The organism is Intrasporangium chromatireducens Q5-1 (assembly GCF_000576575.1).
Taxonomy (GTDB): domain Bacteria; phylum Actinomycetota; class Actinomycetes; order Actinomycetales; family Dermatophilaceae; genus Intrasporangium_A; species Intrasporangium_A chromatireducens.
The window spans coordinates 1-20,312 of the sequence record NZ_AWQS01000062.1 but is presented as its reverse complement, the minus strand read 5'-3'; the positions used below and the strand labels follow the sequence as shown (position 1 = coordinate 20,312).

The window sequence follows — 20,312 nt, the reverse complement described above, 5'->3', positions numbered from 1 at the left end:
CCGTCGAAGGGCCACAAACCGTCGAAGGGCCACAAACCGACGAGGGGCCGCTACTCGTCGAAGGGCCACAAACCGACGAGGGGCCACTACCCGTCGGCGGGCCACGTGGCGGTCGTCGCCTCGGGCCCAGCCGTGCGACGTCGAGGCATGCCGTGGCGCTCAGGCGCCGTACGCCGCGACGCGCCACAGGCGGCCGTCGCCCTTGGCCTGCGGCAACGCCTCGCGTAGACGGCGCTCCGCGAGCTCCGGGGCGACGCCGATGTCGACGGCGTAACGCAGGGCCACGGCGGGCGTGCGGACCGTGCCAAAGCGGCAGTGGACGAGCACCCGCTTGCCCTCGGCCCGGAACTGGCGCAGCGCCGAGGATGCATCGTCGAGGACGAAGTCGAGATGCGGATTGGTCTCCGCCTCATCCTCGTCGTTGAGCCAGAACTCGATGTGGTCCCGGGACGTCATGCCCGGGGCCGGGATGTCCTGCAGGCCCAGGGCGCACAGGGAGACGACGGCGTCGACGCGCAGCTCCGCCAGGCGGGAGAGGTCGCTGATCGTGCCGAGGATGATCTCGGAGTCGATCGGGTGGGGGATGCCCAGCCCTGGGATCGATGGGTCCGTCATCGTCTCGACGGACGGCCAGGTCCCGGCGCGGCGGCCGCCGAGGAAGGTCGAGACGGACAGCTCGACGAGGTCGTGGGCCCGCAGGCCGGGCCAGCCGTGAACCATCCGGCGCCACTGGCTCGGCACCGCCGACGAGCCGTAGCGCGCCCCGAGCAGCGCTCCGGCGATGGCCGCGACGGTGTCGGTGTCCCAGCCGGCGCGGACGGCCGCCTGGAGTCCACGCTGCACGTGCAGCGCCGAGCCGTCACCGAGATCCGTCGAGGTGATCGCGGCCCACGCTGCCTGAAGCGCCGTGACGGTGAAGCCGTTGTTGTCGAACTGCGCCGCGGGAGCCCCGGTTGCCTCCTTGATCCAGGTCCGCCACGCTTCGCGGTGCTCGCTGCTGACCAGGTCGAGACCGCCGAGCAGGTCGAGGCGCCCTTCGGTCACCGCGACGCGGATGGCCTCGGACCAGAGCACGCTCGAGTCACCGGCCAGGGGGTCCGTGTGCGTCAGCTCAGCAACTGCCCGCGCTGCCCGCGCCGTCGCCTCACGGTCCTCGGGAGTCGCGATGCCGACGATGGAGGTGCGCATCAGCGCGCCGTTGCCGGCGGTGAGGCCGGTGCGGGCATGCAGCGCCCGGCTCGCCGTGCGCAGCCGCTCGTGGGCCCGCCCCTGCAACTTCCCGGCCCGGGTCAGGATGTTGCGCGTCTGGGTGCCGACGTCGGTGGCCCCACCGACGAGCCACTGCTCGAAACCCTCGGCGACCCGGTCGAGCGCCTCGTCGCTCTCGAGGTCCAGTCCCTCGGCGGCCACGCGCGCCACGCAGAGCGTCATCTGGGTGTCGTCGCTCCACTCACCGGGCTCATACGGCCCGAGTCCGCCACCGGACATGACCGCCTCGCCGACCGGGGGTGCCGCCATCTCGTACGGGACACCGAGCGCGTCGCCGCAGGCCTGACCGAGCAGGACACCGGCCGCACGGTCGATGGGGATGGGGCGGATGGACAAGCGTGACTCCTTCGTCGCGGCAGGGCGTCGGGCGTCCCGGCGGCACGCCACGCTCGAATCTAACTGCTCCGGCAGCCGGGTGCGGTGGCGCCTCGGCCTGCGGACAACGTGGCCCAACCCAGTAGGCTGCGCCCGTGCTCCTACCCCTCACCGTCGCGATCCTCGTGGCCTGCGCGGTGCTGCTCCTCCTCGCCGGCCACCGCCTGTGGCGCGACCGGCTGATCGATGACCCCATCATCGTCGTGAGCGCGGTCATTGAGCTCGCCCTGCTCGTCCAACTCGTCATCGGCCTGGCGCAGTCGGGGGCGATCCAGGACGGGGCCGAGCGAGCCACCTACATCGCCTACCTGTTCACGGTCCTCGTCGTCCTTCCCGTCACCGTCTTCATCGCCATCAAGGAGCGGTCACGCTGGGCCATGGGGGTCGTCCTCGGCGGCGCCGTCGTCGTCGCCATCCTCGTCGCCCGCATCCTCCAGATCTGGCAGCTCAATGTCTGAACGAAACACCCCTCGGCCCGACGCCCCCACTCCTGACGACCGGCCGTCCGCCGCGGACGAGCACACGGGACACGGGGCCGGGCGCCTCCTTGTCGCCGTCTACGGCCTGCTCGCCCTCGCCGCGACGGGTCGGTCGGTGCTGCAGATCGTCGAGTACTTCGACCGGGCGCCCGTCTCCTACCTGCTGTCCGCGCTCGCGGCCGTGATCTACATCATCGCGACGGTCGGTCTGGCGCGCGGCAACCGCACCTCCGTCCGGGTCGCGGCGGTGGCCGTCACCATCGAGCTCATCGGGGTCCTGGTCGTCGGCGCGCTGTCCTACGCGATGTCCGACGCCTTCCCCGACAAGACCGTGTGGTCGCACTTCGGGCAGGGCTACGGCTACGTGCCGCTCGTCCTGCCGTTCCTCGGCCTGTGGTGGATCTGGCGGCATCGGGCGCTCGTGACCGGTTCCTCGATGTCCGGACCGCCCGAGCCGCGTCGATAGGGTGCAGCACATGGATCAGCCCGCCGCGACCGCCCCGACCGGCCCCCTCACCGTCCGTCCCATCACGTCGGAACAGCTGGGCGAGACGGTCGTCGACCTCGGCGGCAGCTTCCTGCAGACGCCCGCATGGGGCCGCACGAAGCCCGGCTGGCGGCGCACGCCGCTCGGCTGGTTCGACGGGTCTGGCGCGCTGGTCGGGGCGGGGCTCGTCCTCTCCCGCAACATCCCTCGCCTCAAGCGGTCCTTCGCCTACCTTCCCGAGGGTCCGGCGCTGCCGTGGGAGGCGGTCGCTGCCGACCCGTCGGCGTGGCTGGACCCCCTCGTCGGGTGGGCGAAGCAGGACGGTGCGTTCGCCCTGCGCCTCGGCTTCCCGGTCATCTCCCGGCGGTGGGCTCCCGATGCGGTCAAGAAGCAGATCGGCGAGGGCGGCCTGATGTCCTTCACCGAGCTGCCGCCCGACCTCGACAACCCCGTCGCGCGTCGGCTCGAGGAGTGGCTCGAAGAGCGCTCGTGGCAGCCCATCGGGTGGGGCAACACCGCGGCCGTGGGCCAGCCCCGCTACGTCTGCGTCGTCGACCTCAAGGGACGGAGTGCGGACGAGGTCCTCAAGGGCATGAACCAGCAGTGGCGACGCAACATCAAGAAGGCCACCAAGGCCGGGGTCGAGGTCCGCACCACAGGTCTCGATGGCGTCGCCACCTTCCACGAGCTCTACGCAGAGACCGCGGAGCGCGACCACTTCTTCCCCCGCGCCAAGTCCTACTTCGAGCAGATGATGCGAGCCTTCGGTGCCGGTGACGACCGCATCAGTGCCCACATCTACGAGGCCCACGTCGACGGCGACGTCCTCGCCTCGGCCCTCATGGTCCGAGTGGGCGACATGTTCTCCTACCTCTACGGCGGCTCGACGAGTCGCAACCGCGAGGCCCGCGCCTCCAACGCACTCCAGTGGCAGGCAATCCAGGATGCGCTGGAAGCCGGCTGCACGGCATACGACTTCCGCGGTTTCAACACGTCGCTCGGTGCCACGGAGCCGCTGACGGGCTTGCTGCTGTTCAAGCTCGGAGCCGGCGCGGACGTCGTCGAGCACGTCGGGGAGCGCGAGCTCGTGCTGAGCCGCTTCTGGCACACGGCCTTCGAGAAGGCGATGGCAGTGCGGGTCGCGATCAACAACCGGCGCGCGGGCGCCAACACCGAGTCCGAGGTCTGACGCTCACTTCCAGCCGAGACCGGCGCTGGTGACGGTGCACGTCGCGTGCCCGCGCCCCTGCTGGTAGGCGACCGTGACCCCGCCGACGAGGATGCGGCACGTGACCGTGTCGCTGAGCCGGGTGGTCTGGACCGTTGCCCCGAGCATCGGCACGGGCATGCCCGGTGTCGGGGTGAGCACGGTCGGTGGCACGTCGAGGGCCACGGTGCCGGTCTGGCCCTGGAACGTGCGCCGGCTGCCCGTGCCGCTGCCGGCGAGGTACACCGTGTAGGGCCGGCTCGTCGGACCGCTCACCTCGAGCCGGATACGGGTCGGGGCCGTCGGCACCGCGCTCGGCCGAGCGCCGCCCGGCACCGCCGTCGGGCGCAGGTTCGGCGGGAACTGCACCGCCGGGGGCACGGTCTGCTGACCGGGACCAGGACGTATGGGCGCAGGCGTCGGCCTGCGGCCGGGCACCAGAGTCGGTGGTGGGGGCAGGAGCGTCACGCTCGGGGTTGGCCTGAGCGGGGAGGTGGCGCTCGGCTGCGGTGGCGCGGGCACGACGCCGCCGGGCCAAGGCCACGCCGAGGGCGTCGCGGAGGCCGCAACGTCCTCGGCCGGAACCTCCTGCTCGACCTGCAGTGCGCTCCAGAGGAACCAGGCGAGGAACGGCACGAGGACGGCCGCCGCGAGGCCGCCGACCTGCCACCCCGTCAGCCATGGGCGACCGGGCGCGCCCCGGGTATCCGCGCGCCCGGCGAGGGCGCCGACCGTCATGCCGCGACTGCCGAAGGCCGGCAGCACCGCCGGGTCGGCAGGCTCGCGCCGGACCGGCTCCGGCACCCAGTCCGGGTCCAGTCCGGTCGGACCACCGGACGCCGTCATGCCGTGCCCTCCACCCCGGTCCTCATCGCCCTCCCGGCACCTCGCAGGTCGCGGTGCCGGGCCCCGTCCCGATGGCCACGAGGGCGTCGGCGAGGTAGACGCGGCACTGGACCTGTTGCTGCCCATATGCACCATGGACGGTCACGGTGAGCGGGTCGTCCGGGTCGTTGCGCGTGAGCCGTGCGGCGTAGGGCAGGGCCACCTCTCCGGCGCTCACCGTCGAGCCTGAGCTCGCCATCACGTCGACGGTGCCGCGAGGGTCGTTGCCGACGACTTCCAGCCGGAACCACAGGGTGCCGGGCGGGATTGGATAAAGGGCCGCATCCATGGGATCAAGGGCCCCGCTGGGCGCCACTGGCTCCACGACGAGTTCGATGCTGCTCGGAGCCGGCCCTTCACCCTCGGCACTGCCGTGTCCGATGCCCCCGTGTCCGGTGCCGCCGTGTCCGAAGAGCTCGCCGCTGTGCCCCGACATGGCGCTGCCGAACAGGAAGACCGCCACGACAGCCCACCAGCCCACGCGGCGGCGCCTCCGCGGTGCGAAGCGGAAGCCCTGCGCGCCACGCACAGGCGACGGAGCGGGTGCAGGGGCCGGTGCCCACCAGGTCTCGGGGAGTGGCTCCGGCGCATCGTCGGAGAACGCGACGTGCCGGTCGTGCTGCGGGTCCGGGATCTCCGGTCGAGCGTCCATGCCCCTCCTTGCCGCCTACCGGCACTGTGACTCTAGGGCCGCGAGGGCGGTTCCGCGCGGCAAACCCGTTCGGCGTGCCGAACCGCGCCGCCTATCCTGTCGCTCATGCCCGAGCAGCCCGCGCCCGCCGCGTCCCGCTCGCGCCGTTCCCCGCGCGGCCGGTCCCGACGAGGCCGTATGCCGCTCACCCCGGAACAGCGCGCCGCTCGCCGCGCGCACCGGGCTGGGCTCGTCCCGGCGATCACCTACCCTGAGCAGCTGCCCGTCGTCGAGCACCGTGACCAGCTCGCCGAGGTGATCCGTGACCACCAGGTCGTCGTCATCGCGGGTGAGACCGGCTCGGGCAAGACCACCCAGATCCCGAAGATCTGCCTCGAGCTCGGCCGCGGGCTCGACGGGATGATCGGGCACACGCAGCCACGGCGGATCGCCGCCCGGGCCGTCGCGGAACGGCTCTCGGAGGAGCTCGACGTCCAGCTCGGCAGCGCCGTCGGCTACCAGGTCCGCTTCGCGGACCACACCAGCCCGGACACCCTCGTCAAGGTGATGACCGACGGCATCCTGCTGACGGAGATGCAGCACGACCGCGACCTGCGCCGCTACGACACGATCATCATCGACGAGGCCCACGAGCGCAGCCTCAACATCGACTTCATCCTCGGCTACCTCAAGCAGCTCCTCCCACGCCGGCCCGACCTCAAGGTCATCATCACGTCGGCGACGATCGACCCGGAGCGCTTCGCCGAGCACTTCGCCGACGGCGAGGGCCGGCCGGCCCCGATCGTCGAGGTGTCCGGCCGCACCTACCCGGTCGAGATCCGCTATCGCCCCCTCGTCGACCCCGACCAGCCCGAGGGCGAGGAGAAGGACCTCGTGACCGGGATCTGCGACGCGGTCCTCGAGCTGTGGACCGAGCGCCACTCGGGGCCCAGCTCGGACATTCTCGTCTTCCTCTCCGGGGAGCGTGAGATCAGGGACGCCGCCGACGCGATCTCCGGGATGAACCTGCCGGTCACCGAGGTGCTGCCGCTCTACGGCCGGCTCTCGGCTGCCGAGCAGCACCGGGTCTTCTCACGGCACACGGGTCGCCGAATCGTCTTGGCCACCAATGTTGCGGAGACCTCGCTCACGGTTCCCGGCATCCGCTACGTCATTGACAGCGGCACGGCCCGCATCTCCCGCTACAGCCAGCGGCTCAAGGTCCAGCGCCTGCCCATCGAGCCGATCAGCCAGGCGTCGGCGAACCAGCGGTCGGGGCGCTGCGGGCGCGTCTCGGAGGGCATCGCGATCCGCCTGTACTCGGAGGAGGACCACGACTCACGGCCGCAGTACACCGACCCGGAGATCCTCCGCACGAGCCTCGCCTCGGTCATCCTCCAGATGACGACGCTCGGTCTCGGCGACGTCGAGGCCTTCCCGTTCATCGACCCACCGGACTCCCGGCAGGTGACCGACGGCGTCCGGCTGCTCGAGGAGCTGCAGGCCTTCGGCGGCCAGGACGGCAGCCAGCCCCGTCGGGGCGGCAACCGGCGAGCGGGTCGCAAGCTCACGCCATACGGACGGACGATGGCGAAGCTGCCGATCGACCCGCGCCACGCGCGGATGGTCATCGAGGCGGACCGGCGCGGCGTCCTGCGCGAGGTGCTCGTCATCGTTGCGGCCCTGTCGATCCAGGACCCGCGGGAGCGGCCCCAGGACAAGCAGGAGCTGGCCAGTGCGGCGCACAAGCGCTTCCAGGACGAGCACTCCGACTTCGTCACGTGGCTCAACCTGTGGCGCTACCTGCGGGAACAGCAGAAGGCCTTGTCCTCCAGTGCGTTTCGTCGGATGTGCAAGGCCGAGTTCCTCCACTACCTGCGGGTCCGTGAGTGGCAGGACCTGCACGCGCAGGTCAAGCAGGCGGCCAAGCAGGCGGGGCTCGATGTCTCGCGGGGGAGCCAGCATGGCGAGGTGGACACGGACGCGGTGCACCAGGCGCTGCTCGCCGGCCTGCTGTCGCACGTGGGGGTCCGCGACGAGCAACGCCGGGAGTACCTCGGGGCGCGTGGAGCACGGTTCGGCATCTCGCCCGGCTCCGCGCTCTTCCGCAAGCAGCCGCAGTTCGTCATGGCCGAGGAGCTCGTCGAGACGACCCGCCTGTGGGCCCGGATCAACGCCCGCATCGACCCCATGTGGGCCGAGGAGCTCGGCGAGCACCTCGTCAAGCGGCAGTACTCCGAGCCTCGCTGGTCCGGCCGGCGCGGCTCGGCGGTCGCCACCGAGCGGGTGACGCTCTATGGCGTGCCGCTCGTCGTGGGCCGCACGGTGGGGCTGGGGCGGATCGACCCGGTGCTCGCCCGCGACCTGTTCATCCGGCACGCCCTCGTCGAGGGCGACTGGAACAGCCCCCACGTCTTCCTCAAGGAGAACGCGGCCCTGGTCGAGCGGATCGGCGAGCTCGAGGCACGCACCCGACGACGTGACCTCGTCGTCGACGACAACACCCTGGTGTCCTTCTACGACAAGCGGATTCCGGACACGGTCGTCTCCGGCAGGCACTTCGACACGTGGTGGAAGAAGGCCCGGCGCCAGGACCCCGACCTGCTCACCTTCACCGAGGACCTCCTGCTGCGCGACTCCGCCGACGCCGTCGTCGGTGGGGACTACCCGACTACGTGGCGTCAGGGCGACAACGTCCTGCCCGTGACGTACCAGTTCGAGCCGGGATCCCCACTGGACGGGGCCACCGTGCACATCCCCGTCGACCACCTCAACCAGGTGCGGGCCACCGGCTTCGACTGGGAGGTGCCCGGGTTCCGGGAGGAGCTGGTCACAGCGCTGATCCGGTCGCTGCCGAAGGCGATCCGCCGCGGCCTCGTCCCGGCACCCGACCACGCTCGAGCAGTCCTCCCCGAGCTCGACCCGTCCTCGGGCACCCTCGTCGAGGCCCTCGCCGCGGCGCTGCGGCGTCGGGCCGGAGTGGCCGTGTCACCGGGCGACTTCGACTGGGGCCGCGTGCCGGACCACCTCCGGGTCACGTTCTCCGTGGACCGACCCGACGGGACGCCCATCGCGACCGGCAAGGACCTGGAGGCGGTCCGCGAGGCCGCCACGCCCGCACTGCGCCGGGAGGTCCGGGCGGCAAGTGCCGCCATCGAGCGCACAGGCCTGACTGCGTGGACGGTCCGCACCATGCCAGACACGTTCGAGAGCGCCGAGGGCGTGGTCGGCTTCCCTGCTCTCGTCGACCGCGGTGCGAGTGTCGACCTCTTGGTGCTGCCGACCCCGGCCGAGGCGCAGGCGGAGCACCGACTCGGAGTGCGACGACTCCTCCTGCTCGGCACGACACCGCCCTGGCGCCAGGTGCTGGCCCGCCTCACGAACACCCAGAAGCTCGCGCTCGGTCACAACCCGCACGGCAGCGTGCCGGCCCTCCTCGAGGACTGCCTCGCTGCGGCCGTCGACGCGATCAGCGCCGAGCAGGTGCGCCACGCCGTTCGCACCGAGGAGGACTTCGAGTGGGCCCTGTCGGCCGTCCGCAGCCACGCGTCCGCCCGGGTCGTGCAGGTTGTCGGCCTCGTCGAGCCGATCCTCGCCAAGCACCTGGCGATCACCAACCGGCTCGAGGCGCTGGGCCGGTCGACGAACCCGGCCATGCGCCCGCTCCTGGCCGACGTCCGGGCCCAGCTGCGGGAGCTGGTCCGACCCGGCTTCGTTGCGGACACGGGCGTCGGAAGGCTCCCGGACCTCGACCGCTACCTGCGCGCCATCGCCTACCGGCTCGAGAAGGCCCCGGAGAACCTCGCCCGCGACGCGCAGCTGCTCGACCAGGTGGACGCTGTCGAGGGCCGCTATGCCGACCTGCTCGCCGAGCTGCGGCCGGCCCGGCGCGGCGCCGAGGACGTCGCGGCCATTGGTTGGATGATCGAGGAGCTGCGGGTGTCGCTCTTCGCCCAACAGCTCGGAACCGCGCAGAAGGTGTCGACCCAGCGCATCCTGAAGGCCATCGCGGCCATCAGCCCGTAGCCACCCCCTGGCCCTCCGGGTAGCCGTGCTCGTGTCCGGAGGGCGGGAATCGTCTCCGCGACTCCCGCGTTCAACCAGATGACCAGCACAACGAAAGGCCATCCCGTGCAGGACCCGTCAGAGCTCTTCTCCTTCGAGACCGACACCTCGCTCGCCCAGATGCAGGCGTCGGTGCTCGTCGTCGCCCTCGAGGGCTTCATCGACGCCGGCCAGACGCAGAAGCTCCTCGCGGACCACCTCCTCGAGACCCACCCCTCGACGGTCGTCGCATCGTTCGACGTCGACCAGCTGCTCGACTACCGCGGGCGGCGTCCGGCCATGACCTTCGACCGTGACCGGTGGACCTCCTACGACGACCCGAGCCTGCTGCTGCACCGTCTCACCGACCAGCAGGGCGACGCGTTCTTCCTGCTCACCGGTCCGGAGCCGGACTACCAGTGGTCCCGGATGGCGGAGGCCACCGTGCGGCTCATCAAGGCCCTCGGGGTGCGCCTGACCGTAAGCGTGCACGGCATCCCCATGGCGGTACCGCACACCCGCCCGATCGGCGTGACGGCGCACGCGACGGACGCACGCCTGATCCCGGAGAACGAGGTCGCCTTCGGCGAGATGCAGGTGCCCGGCAGTTTCACCGGGCTGCTCGAGTACCGGCTGGGCGAGGCGGGCCGTGACGCGATCGGCTTCTCGATCCACGTGCCGCACTACCTCGGCCAGGGCGAGTACCCCGAGGCCGCCGTCGCGGCGCTCGACAGGGTCACGACCGCGACCGGCCTCGACCTCGACCGCACCGCCCTCGCCGCGGCCGCGGGCCTCAACCGTCTCGAGATCGACCGGCAGGTCGCCGACTCCGACGAGGTGGCGGCCGTGGTGCACGCCCTCGAGGAGCAGTACGACTCGTTCCTCGAGGGGCGCAAGCGGCGCAGCCTGCTCGCCACGGAGCTGAAGGACCTGCCGACCGCCGACGAGATCGGTGCGGAGTTCGAGGCCTTCCTCAAGGACGTCACCGACGAGAAGGACGTCACCGACGAGGGCGACGCCGGGAGCGCCGCCGACTCCGGTCCCACGTCTTAACCCCTTCAACCGTCGACTGAGCGCAAACTCCGGTTGCGAACCGTCGACTGAGCGCAAACTCCGGAGTTTGCGCTCACTCGACGTGCCAGAAGCGGCGTTAGCGCTCACTCGACGGTCAGGGTTTGGCTTCGCTCCACCGCCGGATGATGCTCGTGTCGGCGACGAACCGCACCGCGTTTGTGCCGGACCAGAGGCGAGCCGCCGACTGCAGCGCGGTGTCCACCGCAGCCGCAGCGTCGGCGGCGCGGTCCTCCGGCACGTGCACGAGCAGCTCGTCGTGCAGGCACAGGACGATGCGGCCCTCGAGCGGCGCCACCGCCGAGCGGACCGTGGCGGCCCACGCCTTGAACAGCTCTGCGGCCGAGCCCTGGATGATCGCGTTGCGGGCGAACCGCCCCCGGCCTGCGTCCGTTCCGGGCGGCAGGCCGGGTGAGGCGACGTCACCCGCCGACGCACCCGAGAACCGCCCGCCGGCAGTGCCGGCAGTGGAGGACCCAGCGGGGCGGGGTGTCGCAGGAGCCGGGGGAGCGGAGCCGGGGCCGAGCCGGATGAGCCGGCCCCCGAACGTGCGCACCGAGCGCCCGGCCACGCCGTCGGCATACGCGCGATCGAGCAGCCCCATCGCGACGGGGTACGCGCGCTCGAGCTGGGCGAGCGCCTCCCCGGCGGCTCCGGACCGCTGCCCGTACATCGCGGCGAGGACGGCCACCTTGGCGGTCGGCCGGTCCGACCCGAGACGGGCGGCCACCGGCGCGTAGAGGTCGTCGGACCGGGTGGCCTCGGCAAAGGCCCGGTCCGCGCTGACCACCGCCAGGACGCGCGGCTCGATCTGCCCGAGGTCGGCGCGCACGAACACATGGCCGGCCTCGGCGCAGATTGCCGGTCGTAGCGGCGCCGGCAGGTTGTGCAGGCCGTTCTGGGCCGTCATCCGTCCCGCGGCGCCGTCGCACGCGGCCCAGGCGCCTCGCAGCCGGTCATCCGGGCCGACGTGCTCGTCGAGCCAGCGGTAGCCGTACGTCGTCGCGATGCGCTCGTCCTTGCGCCAGGCGAGCAGCGCGTCGACGAGGGGGTTGGTCTGCCGGTAGGGCTCGAGGACGTGGGCGCGGGTGTTCGGGACGTCGACGCCGACCGAGGCGAGCAGCTCGCGCACCTGCACCGGGTTGCGCAGGTCGGTTCGTTCGCGGCCCGGTGCATGGGCGAGCACGACGCGGTCCCGGGCGCGCCGGATCCGGTCAGCGTCGTCCTGGTCGACAGGTCGGCGACCAGCTGCGACTCCGATGAGGTCCTCCGCAGCGAGCCGGTCGACGGGCAGGCCGTCTCGCTCGAGCTCGAGGCAGAGCACCGCCGCGGCGGACTCCGACCAGGCCGTCCGTCTGGCTCGTGCTGGGTCGTCCGGCACGATTCGGCAGAGCGAATCGGCTTGGTAGGCCTGGCAGTCCAACGCCATGCGAGCCAGCTGTCGCAGGCGGTCGGGCGTGGACGGCCAGGTCGTGAGGGCATCGGGCCGCAGATGCCCGGAAGCCGTCAGCGGGCCATCCTCGTCGCCGGCGGCGTCGAACAGGTCGCCGTCGAAGCCGGCCAGTCGCGGGCGCGGTGGGGCCGGCACCCCGGTCTCGGGGAGGCCGCGGCAGGCCGCCCAGATGTGCCCCGGCGAGGCCCGCCAGCCGCCGTGGATGATGCGGTGCACCTCGGCGAGGTCCCAGACGCGCGGGACCGCGAGGCCCTGGGTCACGAGCGGGCGCAGGCCGAGCGACGCCGACCACACGACCCACCGCGGGCGTCGCTGCCGAGCCACCTCCCCGAAGCGTGGGCCCACCACGTCGCGCGGCCACGGCTCATCGAGACCCGGCCCAGCGGCATACGCTCCCTGCGGACCGAGGACCAGCGCGACAAGCGGTGCCTCGATCGCCTTGTCAGCCAAGGCAGCTCGCCATGCGGTGCACCGCCTCCCGCAGGATCTCGGGCGAGGTCGCGAAGTTGAGCCGCGCACAGCCCGCCCCCCGGGGCCCGAAGTGAGCGCCCTCGGAGAGGGCGACCCGCCCCCGACTGAGGAGCGTCGCTGCCGGGTCGTCGCCCAGCCCGGCGTCCCGACAGTCGAGCCAGGCGAGGTAGGTCGACTCCGGCAGCCGGAGCCGGACGCCCGGCAGCTGCTCTGCGACGAGCCGCGCCAGCAGGTGGCGGTTGTCGTCGAGCTCGTCGCGCAGCTGCCGGAGCCAGTCGCCACCGTGCCCCCACGCCGCCGACTGGGCGATGACCCCGAGGTGGCTCGCCCCCATCGTCACGAAGGGGTGCAGTGCTTTCGTCGCGGCCACCGCCTCCGTGCCGGGCACGACCAGACCGGCCTTGAGGCCCGCGAGGTTCCACGCCTTGGAGGCGGCCGTCACGGTGACCCCGCCCTCGGACCCGGGGACCGTCAGGTAGGGCGTGAACGTGCTCGTGGCGTAGACCAGCGGGGCGTGGATCTCGTCGGAGATGACCTGCACGCCGTGCTCGCGCGCGAGCGCCGCGAGCCGCGCCAGCTCGTCGGCCGTGTGGACCGTCCCCGTCGGGTTGTGCGGGTTGCACAAGAGGTATGCCGCTGAGCCGCCTCCCGCGGTCGCCCGACGGAACGCGTCGCCCAGGTGGTCAAGGTCGAGGCGGCCCTCGGCGGTCAGCGGTGCGTCGACGGTTTGTCGACCGACCGAGTCGATGACCGTGAAGAAGGCGTTGTAGGCGGGGGAGCTGACGATCACCGGTCCACCCGGCTCGGTGAACAGCTCGAGCAGCCGGGCGATGCCGGTGAGCACGTCCGCGACCTGGACGACGGTGTGCCCGTCGATCGTCCAGCCCCACTCAGCGTGCGCGAACGCGGCCAGCGCAGCGGCATACGGTCCGGGAGCGGCGTAGCCGGTGTCACCCCGGCGCAGCGCCTCGGTCACCGCCGTGACGACCGCCTCGCAGGGTGAGGCGTCCATCTCGGCGACCCACAGCGGGAGGACGTCGCCGGGGTGCAGTCGCCACTTGATGCTCGTGCGGTCGCGCCTCAGCTCGTCGACGGTGTGGTCGAGGATGCGCCGGGTCATGCGACGCAGCCTAGGCGACGCCACCGACCGTCCCCGGCACCGCGGATCTCGTGGGGACCCTTGCACCCACGAGCGCCGCATCCGTCATACGGTGGCGGGGGAGGCCGGCTCGGCGGACCAACGAGCAGACGACAGGAGAGGACGCCAGTGCGCATTCTGGGCTTGGGCAAGGACGAGACCGAGGAGGCGTCGGGGCGCGCGGACGCGCAGGTGCAGGGCCCGCCGGGTCGAGCGGTGGCCGTGCCGGAGCGCAAGCAGGGCGGGATGACCGGGGCCGCCACGCGCCTCGTCGAACGCCTCCTCGACATCGGCATCGACGGCAAGGGGCCCTTCGCCTCGGCGAGCTCAGTCGCGGCGCACGCGCTGTCCAGCACGGGGGGCGATGTCGAGAAGGCGATCGACGTCGTTCGCCGGGACCACCGTCGGCTCGGGGCGGTCGGTGGCTTCGCGACCGGCCTGGGCGGCTTCTTCACGATGCCGGTCTCCCTGCCGGCCAACGTGGTCGAGTTCTACCTCCTCGGCACGCGGATGACCGCCGCGATCGCCAAGCTGCGCGGCTACGACATCGACCAGCCGGAGATCCGGTCGGCCATCCTCGTCACGCTGACCGGTGCCGACAGCGACGACATCCTCAAGAAGGCCGGGCTCGCGGCACCCGGAGGGCGGATCGCTGCCCTGGCCGTCGACCGTCTTCCACCACCCGCGCTGATGGTGGTCAACAAGGCGGTGGGATTCCGGCTGCTGGGCAAGCTGGGCGATGGCATCTTCGCCAAGCTCGGCCGCGGTGTGCCGTTCCTCGGCGGCGCGGTCGGTGGTGGCATCGACGTCTACATGCTCGGCAGGATCGCCAAGCAGGCGAAGCAGGAGTTCCCACCGGTCTCGCCCTTCACCGGCTGAGCGGTGGTCACGCTTCGGACACGGCTGTGCCGCTGGGGAATCGGGCCGGCGGAGTCGTCGTTGGTCGGGACATGAAACGCACCTCCCGCCTCAAGCTCGCCGCCACCGTCGCCTCGCTCGTGCGGGCGACGACCCGCCCGGGCGCCCCGACGGTCTCGGAGCGGGTCAATGCGGTGCCACGCCTCGTGCGCACCACCCTGCGTGGCACCTACCGGGGAGTGTCTCGCGGCCGGCTCGCGCTCGTCGTCGCGGCGGTGGCGTATGTCGCCTCCCCGGTCGACCTGCTGCCCGAGCTGGTCCTGCCGGTCCTCGGCCTCGCGGACGACGCCCTCGTCATCTCCTGGGCGGTGCGGGCCTTCCTCGAGGAGACGGACCGATTCCTGGCGTGGGAGCTCGGTCAGGGGGTGCGCCCACGGCCGACGGTGGTCCCCGGAGACGTGCTGGGCGGAGCCAGCGGCGAGGGGGAGCCCGATCCCGGCCAGGACCGGACCGGGGCCGCGGCGAACGGGCCCGTGCGCTCCGGTGGCCGCGCCGTGCGATCGGCGGCGACGGACTACGTGTTCGAGTCGCTGCGCAAGCGCCTCGAGCGCTGAGGGGCACGTCGTCCACAACCCACAGGGCTGAGGACGGCTTGTCCACAGATTCCGGCCCGGACGAGGTGTGCCTCTGTTGCCGGAGGGCTCCGGCCGCAAGGGTCGAGCCATGCAGCAGCAGAAGATCTCCCTGAGCGGGCCGCCGGACCTGCTGGCCGTCCTTCCCTACCACCTCGGCTTCCACCCGACCCGCAGCGTCGTCGTCGTGTGCCTCCACCAGAAGCAGCTCGGTCTCGTCGCCAGGTATGACGCCGTCTCCGAGCTGTCGGCAGCGGCGGCGGTCGCCGCCTCGGTCCTGCCGGTCCTGCGCCGCGAGGCCCCGAGCGGCGTCATGCTCATCGGCTACGAGGAGGAGCCCGGGGAGAGTGCGCCGCTCTCCGAGGCGATCGCGGCCGGCCTGGCACTCGAGCGCATCTCGCTGATCGACCGGATCGTCGTGCGCGGTGACCGATGGACCGGGCTGATGTGCACGTGCTGCCCGGACGAGCCCGTTCCCGCGCCCCACGAGGTGGGGGCGGTGGCGACCTACGTCGGGCTCGGCCGGGCCGCACTGGCGTCCCGCGACGAGCTGGCAGCGACCATCCGGCCCTCGACACCGGCGCCGCCCGGCCTCTGCGAGGCGATCGACGCCTGGGTCGACGAGGTGGTCGACGGCGACCGCCTGCTCGCAGCGGTACACCCGCCTGGGTCCGGCCTGCACCGACCGATCACGTGGGCGGACTACTGCCTGGCCGTCTGGGCCGACTTCCTGGCGGGACACTTCGACGACCGGGCCGTCCCCGAGCGGCAGCTCTGCCTGCTGCTCGGGAGCTTGCGGCACCGCAGCCTGCGCGACGGGATCATCGCGGTGCTGTGTCCGGGCAGCCTCGAGCTGGACCTGCTCGACAGCCGGCTCGTCGCGCTGCTCGACGACCACCTGGAGCCGGTCCTCGAGGACCTCGAGGATGAGGAGGCGTCGGACGAGGACCTGCGGGCGATGCTCCGGTCGCGACTCGAGCGGTTGTGTCGGCTCGCGCCGGACGCCCATGCGGCCCCCATCCTGACCGTGACGGGAGCCCAGGCGTGGTTCGACGGCGACGGCGCCGGGGCCAGGGTTGCCATCGACCGGGCCCTCGAGGTCGAGCCCGGCCACGTGCTGGCTCGTCTGGTCGAGCAGCTCCTCGACCTCGGCGTGCGGCCGCCCGGCTGCACCGCGGCGTAGCCCCGTCCATCGTGTGGACGGGCGGTCCTGCCCGAGCCAACCCATCGCGTAAGGTGTCAGCAGGTCATGAGTGCCAGCGCAAAGCCCCGGCTTGCTGGACGGCAACCCTCCTTCGCGGTGGGGTGCCCCGGGTGAGGACCAGGCCGCACCGTCCGGTGGGGCAAGCGCGAGACACGAGGAGCGTCGATGACGGTGACCCACCGACACGAAGCCTTGACGCGTCACGGCCGGTCGGCCGGAGCCCCATCAGTGACGGCACGGCCGGTCGCACGCGCCCCACGGCGCCGACCCGACGACGGCACCTGGCGGCCCGGTGACCCGGCGGGGCACCGACAGTTCCAGAACCTCGGTGAGATCCACCTCGAGCGGGGCGGCGTCCTGCCTGACGTGCAGGTCGCCTACGAGACCTGGGGCACCCTCAACGCCGACGCCGACAATGTCATCCTCGTCGAGCACGCCCTCACCGGTGACAGCCACGTCGTCGGCGCGGCCGGGCCCGGCCATCCGACGCCCGGGTGGTGGGACGGGCTCGTCGGTCCCGGGCTGCCGCTCGACACGGACCGGTTCTTCGTCCTCAGCACCAACGTCCTCGGGGGATGCCAAGGCACGACCGGGCCGGTGAGCACGGCACCGGACGGCAGGCATTGGGGGGCCCGCTTCCCCTATGTCACCATCCGCGACCAGGTCCGCGTCGAGGAGCTGCTCCTCGAGCGGCTCGGTGTGCGGCGCCTGGCCGCCGTGGTCGGCGGCTCGATGGGCGGGATGCGGGCGATCGAGTGGGCCGTCATGGGAGCGGAGCGGGTCGAGCGGGCGATCGTCGTGGCCAGCACGGCCCATGCGACCGCCGACCAGATCGCCTGGGCCCAGCCCCAGCTGCTCGCGATCCGCACCGATCCAGACTTCGCCGGCGGGGACTACTACGACACCGGCCGCACTCCGGACGCCGGGCTCGGCATCGCGCGCCGGATCGCCCACGTGACATACCGCACCGAGACGGAGCTGAACGACCGGTTCGGTCGCCAGGCCCAGCCGGGCGAGGACCCGCTGCGCGCCGACCGGGGTCGGTTCGCCGTCGAGAGCTATCTCGACCACCACGCGAGCAAGCTGACCGGACGGTTCGACGCCAACTCCTACGTCGTGCTGACCGAGGCGATGAACTCGCACGACGTCGGGCGCGGACGCGGTGGCCTCGCGGCGGCGCTGCGGCGGGTCGAGGCGGACTGCACCATCGCCTCGGTCGACACCGACCGCCTCTATCCACCACGGCTGTCCGACGAGATGGCCGGACTGCTGCCGCGGGCCACGCGAGAGTCGATCCATTCCGCCTTCGGACACGATGGCTTCCTCATCGAGACCGGCCAGGTGGCCGCCATCGTCCGGCGAGCCTTGGCGCGCAACGCCGGTTGACCAACGGCCGCCTGCGCGGCGCCCCCCGGGAGGGGTGCCCCCGCGCGGTCCGCCAGCAGGGCTTGGCCCGCCGTCCGGCGGCCGTCTGACCCGGCCGCGAACGAACTGTGCTGGCGAGCAGGGCCCAGGCTCACGTCATACGACTATGTCCTTGGCGACACCGGGACCGTCGCGCACGCCTCACGCCCCGGAATCGGGTAGCGTCGCAGCACAGTTCACCGATGCGTATGAGGAGGTCTCCCCGTGGCCATTGTCGTGGGTTACGTCGCCACCAAGGAAGGTCGGGCGGCGCTCAAGCGAGCCGCCGAGGAGTGTGTCCTTCGCAAGACCAAGCTCGTGGTCATCAGCTCCCACCGCGGCGGCCGCGACTTCGACGCGACCGAGGCCACCCGCTTCGAGGCAGAGCTGTCCAGGGTGCAGCACCTGCTCGAGGAGAAGGGGCTCGACCACGAGGTGCGTCAGCTCGTCCGCGGCAACGACCCCGCCGAGGACCTCATCTCCGTGGCGGAGGAGGAGAAGGCCGATTTCATCGTCATCGGCCTGCGGCGGCGCAGCCCCGTCGGCAAGCTGATCCTCGGCTCCAACGCCCAGCGCATCCTGCTCGACGCGAGCTGCCCGGTGCTCGCCGTCAAGGCCGACTAGCCACGCTCGCCGAGGCGTGAGCGGCGGGCCAGGACGCTTGCGGCGACGCCCTCGGCCCCCCTCTGGCCGGGCGCACGGGGCGTCGTTGGAGGTCGTGCACGGAGGCGGTGCCCCGGGTAGTGCGGGCCGCTGGGCGACGCCCGTTTTCGTGTCGGGGCGCAACGGCGTTTTATAATGTCGTACGAACCGGATCGCACAGGGCGAACAGCGAGATCGATGCAGGGATCGACTCCGAGACACCACGCATTTCCGGCATGAATCCTCACCTCCGTTCGTTGTGCTGATGCATGCCCCGACTCAGAGGGGCGGTCCTCACGACGACGCAGCGACGAAAGGCGACCTTGTCCGTGCCCAAGGTGACATCATCCGGAACACCCCCGACCTTGCCCAAGGTGTTTCAGCACGCTCCAATCCAGCAACTGCTTGCCAAGGGCAAGGCGAGTGGGAGCGTCACCGGAGAGGACGTCCTGCGGGCCCAGACAGAGGCGGGTCTCGACCCGCGACAGATGAAGCCCGTCCTGACAACGCTTGAGAACCATGGCATCGACGTGGTCGTGACGGCCGCACCGACCACTTCGACGAAGACCCGCAACGGGACCAAGGGAGGCACCGTGGCCACTCGTAAGACGACCGCGACGGCGACGAAGACCACTGCGAAGAAGGCCACCGCCGAGGAGGGGGCCGACGGCTCGGCCGAAAAGACGGCAGCGGGCGCGACCGCGGGCCGGGCCACCAAGACGACCGCCGCGACGAAGACCACCGCCAAGAAGACCACCGCCAAGAAGGCGCCGGCCAAGAAGGCCGCGACGAACGGTGAGCTGTCGAAGGCCGCGGCGAAGTCGGCCCCGGCGAAGAAGGCCGGCACCACGAAGGCCGCAGCCAAGAAGACGGCCAAGGGTGCGTCGGCGAACGCCGCAGGCGTCGTCGACGACGAGGCCGAGGCCGACGAGGACGTCGAGCCCGAGGACGCCGACCCCAGCGAGCTCGAGGACGTCGAGGTCACGGACGAGGACGACCAGGACTCCGACGAGGCTGCTGGCGAGGAGGCCAGCGACGACGACTCCGAGGCAGCGCCGGCCAAGGCCAAGACGGGCGAGTCCGAGGAGGCCGAGGAGTCCGGGTTCGTCATCCGTGACGACGACGAGGACGACGCGCCCGCGCAGCAGGTCGTCACCGCGGGTGCCACCGCCGACCCCGTCAAGGACTACCTCAAGCAGATCGGCAAGGTGGCGCTCCTCAACGCCGAGCAGGAGGTCGAGCTCGCCAAGCGGATCGAGGCCGGCCTGTTCGCCGAGGAGAAGCTGAACTCCGGCGACAAGATCGAGATGAAGCTCAAGCGCGAGCTCTGGTGGATCGCCCAGGACGGCAAGAAGGCCAAGAACCACCTGCTGGAGGCCAACCTGCGTCTCGTCGTGTCGCTCGCGAAGCGCTACACCGGCCGCGGCATGCTCTTCCTCGACCTGATCCAGGAGGGCAACCTCGGCCTGATCCGTGCGGTCGAGAAGTTCGACTACACCAAGGGCTACAAGTTCTCGACCTATGCGACGTGGTGGATCCGCCAGGCCATCACCCGCGCCATGGCCGACCAGGCGCGCACGATCCGCATCCCCGTGCACATGGTCGAGGTCATCAACAAGTTGGCCCGCGTGCAGCGCCAGATGCTCCAGGACCTGGGCCGCGAGCCCACCCCGGAGGAACTGGCCAAGGAGCTCGACATGACGCCCGAGAAGGTCGTCGAGGTCCAGAAGTACGGCCGCGAGCCCATCTCGCTGCACACCCCGCTCGGCGAGGACGGCGACAGCGAGTTCGGCGACCTCATCGAGGACTCCGAGGCGGTCGTGCCGGCGGACGCCGTCAGCTTCACGCTCCTGCAGGAGCAGCTGCACTCGGTGCTCGACACGCTCTCCGAGCGCGAGGCCGGTGTCGTGTCGATGCGCTTCGGCCTCACCGACGGGCAGCCCAAGACCCTCGACGAGATCGGGAAGGTCTACGGCGTCACGCGGGAGCGGATCCGCCAGATCGAGTCGAAGACGATGAGCAAGCTACGTCACCCGAGCCGCTCCCAAGTGCTGCGCGACTA

16 protein-coding genes and 1 riboswitch are annotated in these 20,312 nt (G+C 71.7%); of the genes, 11 read left to right on the top strand and 5 right to left on the bottom strand.

Features of this window, described 5'->3' with window-relative positions:
* Positions 1-159: 159 nt before the first annotated feature.
* Complete coding sequence (locus N864_RS09645; protein WP_034715921.1) at positions 160-1,605, bottom strand: ADP-ribosylglycohydrolase family protein; 1,446 nt, start codon at positions 1,603-1,605, stop codon at positions 160-162.
* Positions 1,606-1,739: 134 nt separating this feature from the next.
* Here N864_RS09645 and N864_RS09640 point away from each other — a divergent pair, with 134 nt between their 5' ends.
* From N864_RS09640 to N864_RS09630, 3 genes are read left to right on the top strand one after another with little or no spacing between them, the layout of a single operon-like run.
* Positions 1,740-2,102, top strand: a complete 363-nt coding sequence (locus N864_RS09640) for a hypothetical protein (protein ID WP_034715920.1) — start codon at positions 1,740-1,742, stop codon at positions 2,100-2,102.
* Complete coding sequence (locus tag N864_RS09635; protein WP_034715919.1) at positions 2,095-2,589, top strand: membrane protein; 495 nt, start codon at positions 2,095-2,097, stop codon at positions 2,587-2,589. The genes N864_RS09640 and N864_RS09635 overlap by 8 nt, the downstream gene beginning before the upstream one ends.
* A gap of 10 nt (positions 2,590-2,599) precedes the next feature.
* A complete protein-coding gene (locus N864_RS09630; RefSeq protein WP_051518408.1) occupies positions 2,600-3,799 on the top strand; it encodes a lipid II:glycine glycyltransferase FemX in 1,200 nt (399 codons plus the stop codon).
* Positions 3,800-3,802: 3 nt separating this feature from the next.
* On the opposite strand, the gene N864_RS09625 is transcribed toward N864_RS09630, so the two are convergent.
* Both N864_RS09625 and N864_RS09620 read right to left on the bottom strand, forming a co-directional pair.
* Positions 3,803-4,663, bottom strand: a complete 861-nt coding sequence (locus tag N864_RS09625; protein WP_034715918.1) for a hypothetical protein — start codon at positions 4,661-4,663, stop codon at positions 3,803-3,805.
* A gap of 22 nt (positions 4,664-4,685) precedes the next feature.
* Positions 4,686-5,354: a hypothetical protein gene (locus tag N864_RS09620; RefSeq protein WP_034715917.1), complete on the bottom strand. Its 669-nt coding sequence runs from the start codon at positions 5,352-5,354 to the stop codon at positions 4,686-4,688.
* A 105-nt stretch (positions 5,355-5,459) separates the two neighbouring features.
* Here N864_RS09620 and hrpA point away from each other — a divergent pair, with 105 nt between their 5' ends.
* A complete protein-coding gene (gene hrpA, locus N864_RS09615) occupies positions 5,460-9,359 on the top strand; it encodes an ATP-dependent RNA helicase HrpA (protein ID WP_081793635.1) in 3,900 nt (1,299 codons plus the stop codon).
* A 105-nt stretch (positions 9,360-9,464) separates the two neighbouring features.
* Entirely contained in the window at positions 9,465-10,430 is a 966-nt protein-coding gene (locus tag N864_RS09610; protein ID WP_051518407.1) for a proteasome assembly chaperone family protein, read from the top strand.
* Positions 10,431-10,545: 115 nt separating this feature from the next.
* Here N864_RS09610 and N864_RS09605 read toward each other — a convergent pair whose 3' ends face one another.
* Positions 10,546-12,351: a DNA polymerase gene (locus N864_RS09605; protein ID WP_240474278.1), complete on the bottom strand. Its 1,806-nt coding sequence runs from the start codon at positions 12,349-12,351 to the stop codon at positions 10,546-10,548.
* Positions 12,344-13,492, bottom strand: coding sequence for a MalY/PatB family protein (locus N864_RS09600; protein ID WP_034715915.1), 1,149 nt, complete (start codon positions 13,490-13,492; stop codon positions 12,344-12,346). The genes N864_RS09605 and N864_RS09600 overlap by 8 nt, the downstream gene beginning before the upstream one ends.
* A 147-nt stretch (positions 13,493-13,639) precedes the next feature.
* Between N864_RS09600 and N864_RS09595 the strand changes: the two genes are divergently transcribed.
* The 6 genes from N864_RS09595 to N864_RS09570 all read left to right on the top strand — a co-directional run.
* On the top strand, positions 13,640-14,389 hold the full coding sequence (locus N864_RS09595) for an EcsC family protein (RefSeq protein ID WP_034715914.1): 750 nt from the start codon (positions 13,640-13,642) through the stop codon (positions 14,387-14,389).
* 71 nt (positions 14,390-14,460) lie between these two features.
* Positions 14,461-14,982 carry a DUF1232 domain-containing protein gene (locus N864_RS09590; protein ID WP_034715913.1) on the top strand — a complete coding sequence of 174 codons (522 nt, stop codon included), beginning with the start codon at positions 14,461-14,463 and terminating at the stop codon, positions 14,980-14,982.
* Between the two features lie 109 nt (positions 14,983-15,091).
* Positions 15,092-16,183: a DUF4192 domain-containing protein gene (locus N864_RS09585; protein ID WP_034715912.1), complete on the top strand. Its 1,092-nt coding sequence runs from the start codon at positions 15,092-15,094 to the stop codon at positions 16,181-16,183.
* Positions 16,184-16,245: 62 nt separating this feature from the next.
* Positions 16,246-16,356, top strand: a riboswitch (SAM riboswitch).
* 76 nt (positions 16,357-16,432) lie between these two features.
* Positions 16,433-17,590, top strand: coding sequence for a homoserine O-acetyltransferase MetX (gene metX / locus N864_RS09580; RefSeq protein ID WP_051518406.1), 1,158 nt, complete (start codon positions 16,433-16,435; stop codon positions 17,588-17,590).
* A gap of 243 nt (positions 17,591-17,833) precedes the next feature.
* A complete protein-coding gene (locus N864_RS09575) occupies positions 17,834-18,232 on the top strand; it encodes a universal stress protein (RefSeq protein WP_034715911.1) in 399 nt (132 codons plus the stop codon).
* A 392-nt stretch (positions 18,233-18,624) separates the two neighbouring features.
* Positions 18,625-20,312: RNA polymerase sigma factor (locus N864_RS09570; RefSeq protein ID WP_240474277.1), on the top strand; the 1,688-nt coding region annotated here is incomplete at its 3' end.

Excerpts from the sequence above, each read along its gene's own strand:
- N864_RS09635 (WP_034715919.1), top strand. The coding sequence starts at position 2,095 with ATGTCTGAACGAAACACCCCTCGGCCCGACGCCCCCACTCCTGACGAC.
- N864_RS09630 (WP_051518408.1), top strand. The coding sequence starts at position 2,600 with ATGGATCAGCCCGCCGCGACCGCCCCGACCGGCCCCCTCACCGTCCGT.
- N864_RS09625 (WP_034715918.1), bottom strand. The coding sequence starts at position 4,663 with ATGACGGCGTCCGGTGGTCCGACCGGACTGGACCCGGACTGGGTGCCG.
- N864_RS09620 (WP_034715917.1), bottom strand. The coding sequence starts at position 5,354 with ATGGACGCTCGACCGGAGATCCCGGACCCGCAGCACGACCGGCACGTC.
- hrpA (WP_081793635.1), top strand. The coding sequence starts at position 5,460 with ATGCCCGAGCAGCCCGCGCCCGCCGCGTCCCGCTCGCGCCGTTCCCCG.
- N864_RS09600 (WP_034715915.1), bottom strand. The coding sequence starts at position 13,492 with ATGACCCGGCGCATCCTCGACCACACCGTCGACGAGCTGAGGCGCGAC.
- N864_RS09590 (WP_034715913.1), top strand. The coding sequence starts at position 14,461 with ATGAAACGCACCTCCCGCCTCAAGCTCGCCGCCACCGTCGCCTCGCTC.
- N864_RS09585 (WP_034715912.1), top strand. The coding sequence starts at position 15,092 with ATGCAGCAGCAGAAGATCTCCCTGAGCGGGCCGCCGGACCTGCTGGCC.